11 protein-coding genes are annotated in these 13,458 nt (G+C 49.1%); 5 read left to right on the top strand and 6 right to left on the bottom strand.

What is annotated here, in order from left to right; translation table 11 throughout:
* Positions 1-69: 69 nt before the first annotated feature.
* A complete protein-coding gene (locus tag KNO71_RS13670; RefSeq protein WP_074035150.1) occupies positions 70-1,062 on the bottom strand; it encodes an LLM class flavin-dependent oxidoreductase in 993 nt (330 codons plus the stop codon).
* A gap of 261 nt (positions 1,063-1,323) precedes the next feature.
* Here KNO71_RS13670 and KNO71_RS13675 point away from each other — a divergent pair, with 261 nt between their 5' ends.
* Together KNO71_RS13675 and KNO71_RS13680 are read left to right on the top strand one after the other, a co-directional pair.
* On the top strand, positions 1,324-2,697 hold the full coding sequence (locus KNO71_RS13675; protein ID WP_078146016.1) for a YjiH family protein: 1,374 nt from the start codon (positions 1,324-1,326) through the stop codon (positions 2,695-2,697).
* Between the two features lie 73 nt (positions 2,698-2,770).
* Positions 2,771-3,421, top strand: coding sequence for a C39 family peptidase (locus KNO71_RS13680; RefSeq protein ID WP_214688974.1), 651 nt, complete (start codon positions 2,771-2,773; stop codon positions 3,419-3,421).
* Here the strand turns inward: KNO71_RS13680 and KNO71_RS13685 are convergent.
* A complete protein-coding gene (locus KNO71_RS13685) occupies positions 3,387-4,211 on the bottom strand; it encodes a hypothetical protein (RefSeq protein ID WP_214688976.1) in 825 nt (274 codons plus the stop codon). The genes KNO71_RS13680 and KNO71_RS13685 overlap by 35 nt on opposite strands.
* A 92-nt stretch (positions 4,212-4,303) precedes the next feature.
* On the opposite strand from KNO71_RS13685, the gene rluF reads away from it, so the two are divergent.
* The gene (gene rluF, locus KNO71_RS13690; RefSeq protein WP_015880301.1) at positions 4,304-5,014 is read left to right on the top strand and encodes a 23S rRNA pseudouridine(2604) synthase RluF; all 711 of its coding nucleotides are present in this window, start codon (positions 4,304-4,306) and stop codon (positions 5,012-5,014) included.
* A gap of 39 nt (positions 5,015-5,053) precedes the next feature.
* On the opposite strand, the gene KNO71_RS13695 is transcribed toward rluF, so the two are convergent.
* Together KNO71_RS13695 and KNO71_RS13700 are read right to left on the bottom strand one after the other, a co-directional pair.
* Entirely contained in the window at positions 5,054-5,491 is a 438-nt protein-coding gene (locus tag KNO71_RS13695; protein WP_214688978.1) for a hypothetical protein, read from the bottom strand.
* Between the two features lie 59 nt (positions 5,492-5,550).
* Positions 5,551-6,300, bottom strand: coding sequence for an SDR family NAD(P)-dependent oxidoreductase (locus KNO71_RS13700; RefSeq protein WP_047795764.1), 750 nt, complete (start codon positions 6,298-6,300; stop codon positions 5,551-5,553).
* A 117-nt stretch (positions 6,301-6,417) separates the two neighbouring features.
* On the opposite strand from KNO71_RS13700, the gene KNO71_RS13705 reads away from it, so the two are divergent.
* Positions 6,418-7,050 (top strand): TetR/AcrR family transcriptional regulator, encoded by a 633-nt coding sequence (locus KNO71_RS13705; protein WP_251031991.1) that lies wholly within the window; start codon positions 6,418-6,420, stop codon positions 7,048-7,050.
* A 302-nt stretch (positions 7,051-7,352) separates the two neighbouring features.
* On the top strand, positions 7,353-9,221 hold the full coding sequence (gene htpG, locus KNO71_RS13710) for a molecular chaperone HtpG (protein ID WP_214688980.1): 1,869 nt from the start codon (positions 7,353-7,355) through the stop codon (positions 9,219-9,221).
* 336 nt (positions 9,222-9,557) lie between these two features.
* On the opposite strand, the gene KNO71_RS13715 is transcribed toward htpG, so the two are convergent.
* Entirely contained in the window at positions 9,558-10,787 is a 1,230-nt protein-coding gene (locus tag KNO71_RS13715) for a hypothetical protein (protein ID WP_214688982.1), read from the bottom strand.
* 21 nt (positions 10,788-10,808) lie between these two features.
* On the bottom strand, positions 10,809-13,400 hold the full coding sequence (locus KNO71_RS13720) for a hypothetical protein (protein ID WP_214688984.1): 2,592 nt from the start codon (positions 13,398-13,400) through the stop codon (positions 10,809-10,811).
* Between the last annotated feature and the right edge of the window lie 58 nt (positions 13,401-13,458).

The raw sequence follows: 13,458 nt of genomic DNA on the forward strand, positions 1-13,458 counted from the left end.
GAAAAAATGGGGAAACGTTTTTCTCTTATAAAAAAACACCCTCTCGTACTTGAGAAGGTGCTCTCCGGATTAAAGCAATTCATTCGCCAAGAGACGATAGACGTTCAGGCGATCTTCCTGCTTATGCTGGATGCTACAAATCATCGCCTCATCGAAACCGTAACGTTCCGATTCATCCCGTAACTGTTCCGCAATTTGTTTCGGCGTTCCTACGAGGTGGATGGCTCGGTTGTTGGCGATATGGATTTTATCGACCTCCGTGAGCGGATAGTCGTGGGCCGCTTCCGGACTCAACAGCTGTCTCAATTGACCACGCATCAAGAAGAGACGCGACAAATCAGAAGGTCGGGCCAAATATTCTGCCTCTTCTTCCGTCTCTGCCGTCGTGACCAAATACGTGACACTGATGTCCGGTTTCTCCATGAAATCAGACGGCGTGAAATGGTGACGGTATGTGTCGAGCGTATCGGCACTCAATTGTCCGTTAAAGAACTGGGCAAACGAATAGCCCAGCCCCATCCGTCCGGCCTGCACGGCGCTGTTCCCACTCGAACCGAGTAACCACGCTTCTGGAAGGCTGACACCAGTCGGAGCAGCCGGTGTATTTTTATACCATCTTTCCTCCGGTGCCTCATCTTTAATCAATTGAAGCGTCGTATCGAGTTTCTCGTAAAGTCCATCCATCATCGGTTTCTGCCCTTGTGACATCGCATAGATCGCGTTCGCATCACCGCCTGGCGCACGTCCGACACCAAAGTCGATCCGTCCTGGAGCGAGCGCGCTGAGCGTCTTGAATACCTCTGCCATCTTGAGTGGCGAGTAGTGCATCATCATGATGCCTCCGGACCCGAGACGAATCTTGTTCGTCTTCGCTGCCAGATAAGCCGTGATGACCTCTGGAGCCGAGCTGGCAAACGACATGCCACCATGATGCTCCGCCATCCACATACGGTAATATCCTAACTCTTCTGCGACTTGTGCGAGCTCGACCGCGCTGTTAAGCGCATGTTCTCCTGTATGACCCGACGTGACCGGCGCCTGGTCTAACACACTCAATCTCATCATGCATTCTCCTATCTCTATAATGAAGTTTCTAAATATCTTGAATTTGTTGGACTCGTCGTCATCATACTAAATGGTTTGATTGAATACGAATGTTTTGCCTAGTATTTAACCTTGTATTTTTCAGAAAATTTCCGCATGTTGTTGATAGCACCTGGTCATATTTTTTATACTAAGAAAGAAATACGTTTCAATAACGGCTGGATGTGTAATGGGGATACATAGACAGCACAAACACTTCGGGGAAATGGGGAATGCATCATGAATGGTTCATCAACACCAGACGGAAAGAAACCTTCTTTTTCGAGTCGAGACTTCTTTAAGTTCTTGATTCCATCACTCATCGGGATCATGTTTTTCATCGTACCAATCTCATCAGAGGAAGGCTTCACGATTCCAGTCGCCTTCTTATCCAATCTGCTGATTGACTGGATTGGGGATTTCGTCCCGACACTCGCCGTCATCATGATGGGGATTTCGATTGTCGGCTCATTATTACTCTTTACGGCACGTCCTGCTTTTATGATGGAGCGACCATCCATCAACGCACTGTTTAGCGTGACACCGTTTTGGTTCGTCATGCGCGTGATCGGTTTCATCGCCGGGGTCATGACGCTACTCACACTCGGACCAGAGATGATCACGTCAGAATTTACAGGGGGCTTGTTGCTCTTTGATTTGATTCCAATCTTATTTGCGACATTCTTCTTTGCCGGTATGTTGTTACCGCTCTTATTGAACTTTGGACTTCTCGAGTTCGTCGGGACGTTCTTGATGAAGATCATGCGTCCGCTCTTCCGCTTGCCAGGGCGCGCCTCACTTGACTCGCTCGCCTCATGGGTCGGGGATGCGACGATCGGGATTCTACTGACGACAAAACAGTACGAGGAAGGCTATTACACGAAACGGGAAGCGTCGATCATTGCGACGACATTCTCCGTCGTCTCCATCACCTTCACCATCGTCGTCTTACAGTATGTCGAACTCGACCAATACTTCTTGCCTTACTACGGGGCCATCGTCTTATCCGGACTAGTCGCCGCTCTCATCATGCCACGGATTTATCCATTATCTAAAAAGGCAGACACGGCTTATGAGAAGACGGAGCTCAAACCGGAAGAAGAAGTACCCGCGAACGTGTCACTCGGTAAGTGGGCGTTAATTCAGGCGTTACAAAAGTCACGTTCGAGTAAAAGTTTCCTAGAGACGCTCAAAGACGGCTTCAAGAACGTGCTCGATATGTGGATCGGCGTCCTCCCTGTCGTCATGGCAGTCGGGACGATTGCGGTCATCATCGCAGAATATACGCCGTTCTTCACTATCCTCGGAAAGCCGTTCGAACCGATTTTGATGCTCCTTCAAGTGCCTGAGGCATCGGAAGCCGCTCAAACGATGGTCGTTGGTTTCGCCGACATGTTCTTGCCGGCCGTTCTCGGAAGCGGCATCGAGAGTGAATTGACGCGTTTTGTCATCGCTACGTTGTCGGTTACCCAGCTCATCTATATGTCAGAAGTCGGGGGCTTGTTGCTCGGTTCAAAACTACCGATCTCATTCCTCGACCTCGTCTTGATTTTCTTGTTACGTACCTTCATCACCCTTCCGATCATCGTCGGCATCGCACATCTTGTGTTTTAACGAAAACGACGCCCTTTCTCTTTTATGAGATGGGGCGTCCTTTGTATACTAAAAGAAAAGGAGGGAGACCGAGATGGAGCACCCATTTGCAGGACAACTCGAGGTTGCGAACAACGGCTATGCCGGGATCATCGACCCGGAAGCTTATGTGAACGATCGTTATCACGGACGCTGGACATTAAAGCGCTCTGTACAGATTGAAGGCGTGCCCGTCTTGCTCCAACGTCAGTTCGAGAACGGCAAGAATAACTGTACGTTGACGTCGATCACCGCCATCTTCCGTTTCTATCGAGATCATGGGTATGCGAATATCCCAGATGATGTGACACAGATCCAAGAAGATGTGCGCGAGATCGCCTTCAGGCACCATTTCAAAGACGAGAAAGGGACACCGCCGACACAAATCGCCACCATCATCACGAAACTGTGGAAGCGATACGGGTACGACGGTCGAGGCAGTTCCCGCTATCTTTGGAAATGGTCGACGTTTGAGCGTGAGCTGAAAGCAGGACGCCCGTTTGTGTTGAATATGGCGAACGGCTTTTATAAAAATCATTCCGTCACGGGAGTCGGCTACTTGCAGTTTGAAAAACGGGGGTTCCCGGACGTCATCTTGTTAGCCGTGCTCGATAATCGTTCGAAGGACGTGCGCTACATCGACTTCAACGAATTCAACTTTTGGGGAAGCATCACACGCGTCCATTCGCCAGCCACTCGTCCATAATCGTGTCAATCGCTTCTCCGATTTTTAAAAGGTGCTCGCGCTTCGCGTATGACCCGTAATGTAGCCCGTTTGAATCACGGCCATTCCCGAGCCCAACGAACACTTCTGAAGGCTTCATATGGAGGCCGATCATCGGGATACCCGAATCATGGCGTCCGATTTCATAGGTGACGGCGGGATGTGCAGACAGTCTTCCGATTGTTGAAAAACCGTTCAAGGCACGACAGTTATCCCGTCCGAGCACGATGATACGGATCGGTTTGATGTACGCAATCGTCCGCTCCAACAGTTCGATTGAGGTCGGATGTTCCATCCAGTGGCGCCCCGTCCTCATCTTCCCCATCTGTTCATATGTCGCAAACTTGAAAAAATCAACGTGGATGACAGCTGCCGGATGATCATAGAACGAACGCCCCATCCCGTTGAGGAGTGCCTCGAGTTTGGCGCCATCCGGTTTCCCGAACCAGTTCGTCGTCGCGCGATTCGACTCGAAATAGACCGATGCCCGTTCGAGCGTTTGTTGCAGCGCCTCTTCATTTCCGAGGTAATCGTCAAACGAGAGTATGTTCCGCCAATAGAACTTTTGGTGTTGCCCCGTTCTCGGTGTCCCGTCACGATGTAAAAACTCGCCGCGAGATGGATTCGTCCCGATGGTCAGCCATTGATCCGGACCAGGTCGACCATACCAAAGGACTGGTGATGCCTCTGGTATCAATTCTTTCCCGAACGTTGTATCGCACATTGCTTGTTGAAATCGGATTGCGTCTTGTAACAGTCGTACTGCCTCCATGTCATCCCTCCTCTCCCGTTCGTTTCCCGCTTTCGAGAGTTTATAAAATGCGTTATAGTGAGAGGACGAAGCCAAACAAAGGACGTGTATACATGCGCATCAATAAATTTATCAGTGAATCAGGCAAGGCGTCCCGTCGCCAAGCCGACCGTCTCGTCGAAGAGGGACGCGTCACGATCAACGGGAAAAAAGCAAAAATCGGCGACCAGGTCAAACCGGGCGATGAAGTCCTCGTCAACGGTTCTGTCGCACGGGTTGCCCGAAACAACGTCTACATCGCCGTCCATAAGCCGGTCGGGATCACGAGTACGACAGAGAAAAAAGTAAAAGGGAACTTGGTCGACATGGTCAACCACCCGCTCCGCATCTTTAACATCGGTCGTCTCGATAAAGACTCGGAAGGTCTCATCCTCATGACGAACGACGGTGATATCGTCAACGAGATTCTCCGTGCAGAAGGCGAGCATGAGAAAGAATACATCGTCTCGGTCGATAAGCCAATCACACCGGAGTTCGTCGAACAGATGGAAGCCGGCGTCAAAATCCTTGGACAGAAGACGCTACCGTGTAAAGTCCGTCCGCTTTCAAAGTTCGACTTCAATATCACGCTCACGCAAGGACTCAACCGCCAAATCCGTCGGATGTGTGAGGCGCTCGGATACGAAGTATTCCGCCTCCAACGTGTTCGTGTCATGAACATCACGCTCGGAAAACTCCCGCCTGGACAATGGCGCGACCTTTCGAAAAAAGAGCGAGAGCAGTTATTCCGCGAATTGAATTACGAACCGAAAGAATGGTACTAAAACAAGCCTAGACGCGCGTCTAGGCTTGTTTTTTATTCTTTATTCTGGTAGTAGTGATGCGACATGGTCGGTCTCACGACGAATGAAACGTTGGAGTTGAGCACTCAAGTCGTCGAGCTGGCCCATCGTCGTCCTCATTCTACATTTCATATGAACATGGTCAAATGAATCAAACTGCCATTCATCATGAATGAAAATATCGACTTGGATGGTCCCGATGCGATCAATCAACGTGAAGGTTAGATTGACTTGCAAATCATCCGAACCCTCTTCTTCATCGACTAGTCTCCATGTGATCGGTTCTTTGCCCCACGCTTGATTGAATTGATCGATCTTTTGATGAAGATTCTCAAGACTCGCATCATCTAAATAAATCAACTGATTGCTGGCGCAGGCAGAAGACCGAAGTTGAAGCTGAACTTGATAAAACAGCTCCGTTTCATCCATCCATACTCGTTCCATCTCAAACTGAATCATGACTTCACCTCTTTTCTTAATATAACACGAGGTGTCATCACATCAGGATGCTCTCTCGATTATTTCGCCGTCACGCCACCGTCTACCGGAAGTTCGATTCCGCTAATATGATTCGCTTCGTCTGACGCGAGGAATAGGACGGCTGCTGCCACCTCATCCGCTTGTCCGAGATTCGGCAAAGCGATTTGATTCAAGAAGTGTTGTTTATAGTCTGGATGCTCCATATGTGGTGCACTCATCGGCGTCACGATATATCCTGGATGCACCGAGTTGACGCGAATGTTTTGCTTCCCGTAATCGACGGCCGCTGCTTTCGTGAGAGAACGGACCGCACCTTTCGAGGCTGTATAGGCCCCGGCACCCGCCATACCGGTCAATGCTGAGATAGAGGAGATGTTGACGATTGATCCTCCCCCATTTTCCGTCATGAGCGGAATCGCGTACTGTGTCCCTAACATGACTCCATCGATGTTGATGCGATACGTGCGTGCCCAGTCCTCTTCCGTCTGTTCCAAGAACGGTTTCGCAAGTGCGATTCCAGCGTTATTGACGAGAATATCTAATTTGCCACATGTCGCTTCCACTTCCGCGAATACATCCTCCCAGCTCGAGCGTGATGTCACGTCATGTTTCACCGCGATGGCTTCCCCACCTTGTGCACGAATCGACTCGACTACATTGTTTACTCCTTGTTCATTGATGTCTGTCGCGACGACTGTTGCCCCTTCTTTGGCGAATAGACGTGCCGTTGACTCTCCCATACCGCTTCCTGCTCCTGTGATGACCGCTACTTTCCCCTGTAAACGCATTGTCCCAGCTCCATTCATTAAATTATGATAGTCTAACTATCATAATAATAATTGGATATGACATTAATCTCAACGAAACTGCTTGAAGACGATATACTAAGGACAGACAATGAGGTGATGGAATTGAGTAAACGACAACAAAACAAAGAAGAACGAGTTCAACTGATTATCCAAGAGGCAGAACGCTTATTTATAGAGAATGGCTTTGAGAAGGTTCAGATGCAGGACATCGCGGATGCGGCAGGGATTGGGGTGGCGACACTGTTTCGCTACTTCCCGAAGAAAGATCAATTGATCGTCGCGGCAGCCGTCAAAAATCTACAGCCGACACTCGAGCGATTTGAACAGTTTGTGAATGAGGAAGGCAACGCCTATGAACGGCTCGAGATCATCTTGAACCACTTTTTCGAGATGCAGTTGGAGCGGACGAACCATGCCCGTTTCCGAGAGGCATTCGAGAGCTATGCATCGCTCGTCGCCTCACCTCTTCCTGGAATCGAGACATACATCGACGTTCAACGACAGATCATGCAGACACTCGAACCCTTGATCGAAGATGGGAAACGAGACGGTTCATTCCGCTCGGATATCGATGTGAAGGTGACCGTCGTCACAATCATCAATACGTTCGGGACGTTCGGCAACAACATCATGTTGAAGTCGCACATCAGTTATTTAGAGGACGATATCGAACCGGCCGTACAATTGCGTGCTTTAAAAGAGATGTTCCTCGCATCCATTCGAGCATAAGCAAAGCCTCCCTTCGTTTGAAGGGAGGCTAGTTGTATACATAAAAAATGAGCACCTCTCACTAGAGGTGCTCTCGAAAGTCTACCGCGACGGACCACGCTCCACAACGTGCTCCTCAAGGGAATGTCCGCCGTCTTACATAGACCAGCTCATCGCATGTACTCAACTATATGCGAAACCTACGTCCTCGTCAATCTTTTCTTCAATCTCGGTTGACATCTTCCTAAAAATTAGGATAATCAATAGTGTTAGCACTCCTATATACAGAGTGCCAAAATATAGACATCAAAAGGAGAACGATCATGACAAAGAAACAGTTTCAAACGGAATCGAAACGAATTTTAGAGTTGATGGTCCACTCAATTTATACACATAAGGACATCTTCCTGCGTGAGCTCATCTCGAACGCGAGTGATGCCATCGACAAGATGTATTATCGTGCCCTCTCAGACGAAAGCATCGAGTTCAACAAAGACGATTACTTCATCAAAATTGAACTCGACAAAGAAGCACGGACGATCACGATTCGCGATACAGGGATTGGGATGACAGAAGAAGAACTCGAAACAAACCTCGGAATCATCGCAAAGAGCGGTTCACTCGCCATGAAACAGGCGACGAAGATGGAAGAAGACCATAGCCTCATCGGTCAATTCGGGGTCGGGTTCTATTCCGCGTTCATGGTCGCTGACCGTGTGACCGTGCGGACTCGTTCGATTGACAGTGATCAAGGATACGTATGGGAGTCAGAAGGCACAGACGGCTATTCGATCAAGCCGACAGACAAAGCGGACATCGGTACAGAAATTACGCTCCACTTAAAGGCAGACACAGAAGATGATACGTATTCGTCATTCCTTGAAGAATACGAGATTCGCTCACTCATCAAGAAGCATTCGGACTTCATCCGTTACCCTATCAAACTCGATGTGACGAAACATCGTCAAAAAGAGGACTCAGAAGAGTATGAGGATTACAAGGAAGAAGAGACCGTTAACAGCATGGTGCCGATTTGGCGGAAGCGTAAGAGCGAGTTGACTGACGAAGATTACAAGGCGTTCTATCACGAGAAACGCTACGGCTTTGATGAGCCACTCAAGCACCTTCACTTGAACGTCGACGGGACGATTCGTTATCAATCAATCCTCTACATCCCGTCAACGGTTCCATTCGATTATTACACGAAAGAATTCGAGAAAGGGCTCGAGCTCTACTCGAACGGCGTGTTGATCATGGAGAAGTCACCCGACCTCTTGCCGGATTACTTCGGCTTCGTCAAAGGGATGGTCGACTCAGAAGACCTCTCCCTCAACATTTCCCGTGAAATGTTACAGCAGGACCGCCAACTTCACGTGATTGCGAAGAACGTGAAGTCGAAAATCAAAGGCATGCTTGAGAAGATGCTCCAAAACGAGCGTGAGGACTATGAGAAGTTCTATGAGTCGTTCGGTCGCCAATTGAAGTTCGGCGTGTATGACCAGTTCGGCGCAGCCAAAGACGAACTGAAAGACTTGATTCTTTTCCATTCTTCTTACGAGAAGAAACTTGTATCGCTCAAAGAGTACGTCGAGCGGATGAAAGAAGATCAGAAGTATATCTACTATGCGACAGGCGAATCTATTCATCGCATCGACCTCTTGCCACAAGCAGAACGTTTGAAAGAAGAAGGATACGAGATCCTCTACTTCACAGAAGAGATCGACGAGTTCGCCATCAAGATGCTTCAGTCGTATGAAGACAAAGAATTCAAATCGATCGCGAGCGGCGATCTCGGTCTCGATGACGCGGAAGCGAAATCGCTCAACGAAGACAACCAAGACTTGTTCGCATTCATGAAAGAAGAGCTTGGAGACCGCGTCAAAGAAGTGCGTGCCTCGACACGTCTCAAGTCGCATCCGGTTTGCTTGACGGTTGCGGGTGACGTCTCAATCGAGATGGAGAAGATTTTGAACGCGATGCCAAACGGCGGCGGCATGAAAGCGGAGAAAGTGCTCGAAGTGAATGCCGACCACGCCATCTTCCAGACACTCCAACGTGTGTATAAAGAAGATGAAGCGAAAGCGAAACAATATACAGACCTCTTGTATCAACAAGCCCTCCTCATTGAAGGGTTACCGATTGAAGATCCGGTAGCGTATTCGAATGCGGTGTGTGCGTTGATGGCGGAGTGATTACAATCGAAAAAGCAGAACAGAAATCAAGCTAAAGAGTTTGAAATGCTAAATAACATGTAGACGAAAAAAATCAATTTCCTTTATTATTCTATAGACCTAAATCGAATATTCTTCGAAGACTCAATTCGGTGACCATAACTCAACGAAAGTTCTTTATGACACCAAACCTTGTGATTACTCCGTTATAAAAAACAGAAAAATAAACATAACAATTATGTATTGAGATTGAGTCTGTAAAAGCTAAAAGAGCAAGAACCGTCAACTCACAACTAGTTTGACAGTTCTTGCTCCATTTATTTATGCCAGTGGTATAACAAAAATCCTTATCTCATTTCAGAGTCTTCCTTCATAGGCAGACAATCTTTCTCTCATCTGTACCATGAGTCGAACAAACTCTTCTTTCGTCTTCCCATCGAATCTCCCAACATGATCCATGTCAATCGTTTCAAGCGACTTCAGAGCAGTATTCATCGCATCTAGCGGCTTCATTTTCGCACGTAATATCGCCGTCTCCTCGGCCCGACGGCTAACAATAGATGCGGCCTCATCCCTCGTCCCCTCGAGCTCTTTGATTGCTTGACGATAGGAGTCCAGATCGATACCCTCTTTTTCTTGGAACGTATCATGGACATCGTCCACGACATCTTCGAACTCCTCTAGGAAGTCCTCGCGGTTCCCTCCCTTCAAGATGTCACTCCCAATCCTCCGGATGTATCGGGTGAGGTCTTTGTCCTTCGAGACACTGAGTGCCGCGAAGAGGGCATCCTTCACACGCGTGTGCTCCTCCTCATCATCCTCCTCTTTTTTGAGGATGCCGACCATCTCTTGGAGCGGGCCGTCCAGGTCCATCTCCCGGGCGAGGTAGAATTTTCCGCTGGCATTGATAAAGTCGAGGTATTCGACCATGAGTTCTGCCTTGTCGACCATCTTTCTGACCTCTGCCGGTCTCTTGTTCGTGTTCAAGGCATACTCTTGAACGGTGAAGTACTTGTTGACGACGATGTCATTGTAGACATCCACGAGGTTGTCGATTGGATTGTAGTCAACGGGGCGCTCCTCGCCATGCTGAAGGTTGAGCTCGAGCCGTTTGATGTCGATGTCGGAGAGCCCTTCGGCCGGGTCCAGGATGATGGCCTCGAAGAAGACGTCCATCCCATGGTCCCTCTTCAAATGGCGCAGACAGGTGAAGCGACGGTTTCCGTCCACGATTGTCCCGTTGTTCAGGACGACCCCGGCAACTCGTTGTCCGAAGTTCTTGATGTTGTTCTTCGTCTTCTCAAGCGCGGCCGTGTTCGAGCGGACAATCATGTCCTCGACCTGTTCATTGTACTCCTCCTTGGTGAGAAGACCGATGTCCTTCCCGTCTGACTCGAGTCGGTTCATCCAGCTGATGATGCGTCCGTTACGCTTGTTGTAGACTAGGTGCTCGAGCGGGATCTGATAAACGTCGAAGACGCGGGTTTCCCCTTTGAGCGTGAGCTTCCGCTTCTGTTCCGTCTTCGAGATGTCCTTCCCGATTCGTCCTCTCAAATTAACTTTGTCTGTATTTGGTTCTGCCATCATGTCTTATCCCTCCACTGTTTCTCATGATTTGAATATACTGTTTAGGAACAGCTCCTTGCCCCTGTAAAGTTTTCCTGTGTCCGGGGAGAAGTACCCACCCCTCCCACGAACGTTCGAGACGATGGCGTTCCTGTCGAACTCCAGATGATATGTTTCTAAAATTTCCTCGCGTATCGTGTTCACATCGACCCCGTCCGTCTCAGGCAGCAGCTCGAGCAAGAATCGGCCGAACGTCCTCTTGTCGCGACCGATGTAGAAGATGTCCCCGTTGCCCGTCCTGATGGAACTGAGCCGCGGCTGTGTGTGAAGCAGCCCCTCGAAGAAGATGTCTTCTAGCCCGAGCTCGAGGATCGGGGAATCCAGAAACTCACGGATGGATGCGAAAGTGAAGTAGCCAGTCCCCACCCCTGTGGCGGCATCGACCACCTGTCGCATGAACCCTCTGACCATCCCCTTGTTAATACCAATCTTGCGCAGTCTTGCGATATGGATATAGGTATTGTCGTCGAAGCGGAAGATGTCATGGCCGTCCTCTAGCCTCTTGATGACACGTTTGAACGGGACCGTCTTGAAGGCAGGTGAAGAAGGGACACTGAAGAAGTCCTCACGGGTCAAGAGCTCCTGGAAATAGGCTTCCGCGCTCGGGTACCCCGCGCGGACGACGAGTCCCCCACGGTTGACGAATCCGACCTTCTCGAGTGCTCCGCTGTTCAGGTAACGGGAAGTAAAGTTCTCGATATGATTGAACGCCTGCTCCAGCTCTTCATGGGTATAGACTTCTTTGGTGAGACGCCTCGAGAACCACGCCGCCTCCCTCTTCGTGAGCAAGGACATGCTGTGACCTATTGTCCCGTCGGGCGCGAGATAGTCTGGGAGTTCACGGCGGAGCACCTGCTTCACGGATATTGGAGAGAGGCCGAAACGGCGCTGGACGAGCATGACGAACGCATCTAAACCAATTGGCGCGTTCTGTCTAATCATCTTTTTCAACCATTCCGTTTTCCCCATCTTCCCGATTGCGATTTCCGGTTGGCGCCCAGGAGTGACGTTCGACATCTCGATATACTTACGGATGATATAATGCAGTTCCTCGTGGTCCTTACAGTCGAGTTCGTCCATCAAGTCAGGCGAGAGGCGGAAGATGTGTTCCGTACTGTAGAATCCTGGCTCGAGCCGGAGCAGTCCCCTTAACTTCTGAAGGCGTCTCTGCGTCATCATCGAGCAGTCATAGAATCGGAGACGTCTTCCAGCGGACGGTATGATGATGTTCGAACGTGATGCGATGGCTGAAAGTGATTTGACGTCTGCTAGCAGCCTGTCGACGGTCCTCACATCAAACTCTTCGAGAATATACCGATCATAAATATCTTTCCACTTTCGGATAGGTCTCGCTGTGTCATCACGATGTAGCCAAAGGACATGTTCAAACACGTTCGTCTTCGTGGCAGGGGAGATGCTACCGTCACGTCCGACGATGACTGAGAGATATGACCTGAACCTGTACCGCTGGACATCGTCCAACCTGTTATAAAGGTCCATGACGTCATCGCTCCCCATACGAACCTTCAATGCCAGGAAGCGATGTACCATGGGGGGTTCGGCGAACACCTCCACGAATATGTCTTCTGGTATATCGAAGCGAACGAATCGCTTAAGATATCTTTTCCCTTCCTTTACAGACGTGACGGGAATCATGTCGAGAGCCTCCCTCAACTTCCTTATGACAAATCTTGGCTGAATCCCACTTAAGCGAGCAATCTCATGGGGAGTGAGTCCCTTCTCCAACCTTTGCCTCAACAAATCCATGTATGGTAGTTCCGACGAAAGAATCGACTTGAGCATTCTCGTCCTTTTTTTGAAGAGCCCATCCTGTGTCGGGGTTAGAAAGGTGGAGTTTGACAACTCCTCGAGAAGGTCCGTGACCTCAGAACCAGTGCTATCGATTTCGCTCATAATGTCTTCGATTGAGAAAACGTCGGCGAGTCGGTCGTACATAGTCTGATAAAAGAAATGGACAAGTCCTTTCCTGTGTTTTTTTCTTGCCGTAGCCGTAACGGCATGTGTCTTATCCCCTTTCTTAGTATCTACCTTATCTTCTTTTATAGAATCAACGTTTGTGACGTTCTCATATACGGAAATCAATGCGAGCTTATATCCCTCGAAGATATTGTACGCCCTCATGACTCGCCCATACACACTCTGTCTTCTTCCGCCACCTGTGACTTCCTCGAAGGATTCGAAATCGAGCCCTTGGAGATCTTCATATGTGAGTCCCGCCTCCATCATCAATCTTATATCAGAGACCAATAGCTCTGTCTCTGGCAAGAGAAGATGATACAGCGTCCTCGTCTTGCACATATCTTTAATCTCCTTGTCACCCATCACAGATTGAAGGACAATCAAGGCACGTCTAACACTCACCGGGACACCTGGTAGCGATTTTCCTTTCTTTGAAAGAAGGTCGTCAATGAATATCCCTTTTTTCAGGAGAGCAACGGCATCGGCTGGTGTGACCTCGATGTCGAACCGCTCCAAAAGATCGATGATCCCAAATATACCTTGTTCATAGTCGAACGTGCCCGATTCGCTCGCTCCAGTTTTCTTATGGTCCAACATATATCCCCCTCTCATCATTAATCGTGTGAAAATCGTCTCTAAGATTCTATATACA

It is taken from the genome of Exiguobacterium sp. s163, from assembly GCF_018617135.1.
Taxonomy (GTDB): Bacteria; Bacillota; Bacilli; order Exiguobacteriales; family Exiguobacteriaceae; genus Exiguobacterium; species Exiguobacterium profundum.

Bases quoted from the DNA above. Each gene is read 5' to 3' on its own strand.
- KNO71_RS13670 (WP_074035150.1), bottom strand. From the start codon at position 1,062: ATGAGATTGAGTGTGTTAGACCAGGCGCCGGTCACGTCGGGTCATACA.
- KNO71_RS13675 (WP_078146016.1), top strand. From the start codon at position 1,324: ATGAATGGTTCATCAACACCAGACGGAAAGAAACCTTCTTTTTCGAGT.
- KNO71_RS13680 (WP_214688974.1), top strand. From the start codon at position 2,771: ATGGAGCACCCATTTGCAGGACAACTCGAGGTTGCGAACAACGGCTAT.
- KNO71_RS13685 (WP_214688976.1), bottom strand. From the start codon at position 4,211: ATGGAGGCAGTACGACTGTTACAAGACGCAATCCGATTTCAACAAGCA.
- rluF (WP_015880301.1), top strand. From the start codon at position 4,304: ATGCGCATCAATAAATTTATCAGTGAATCAGGCAAGGCGTCCCGTCGC.
- KNO71_RS13695 (WP_214688978.1), bottom strand. From the start codon at position 5,491: ATGATTCAGTTTGAGATGGAACGAGTATGGATGGATGAAACGGAGCTG.
- KNO71_RS13700 (WP_047795764.1), bottom strand. From the start codon at position 6,300: ATGCGTTTACAGGGGAAAGTAGCGGTCATCACAGGAGCAGGAAGCGGT.
- KNO71_RS13705 (WP_251031991.1), top strand. From the start codon at position 6,418: ATGGAATTGAGTAAACGACAACAAAACAAAGAAGAACGAGTTCAACTG.
- htpG (WP_214688980.1), top strand. From the start codon at position 7,353: ATGACAAAGAAACAGTTTCAAACGGAATCGAAACGAATTTTAGAGTTG.
- KNO71_RS13715 (WP_214688982.1), bottom strand. From the start codon at position 10,787: ATGATGGCAGAACCAAATACAGACAAAGTTAATTTGAGAGGACGAATC.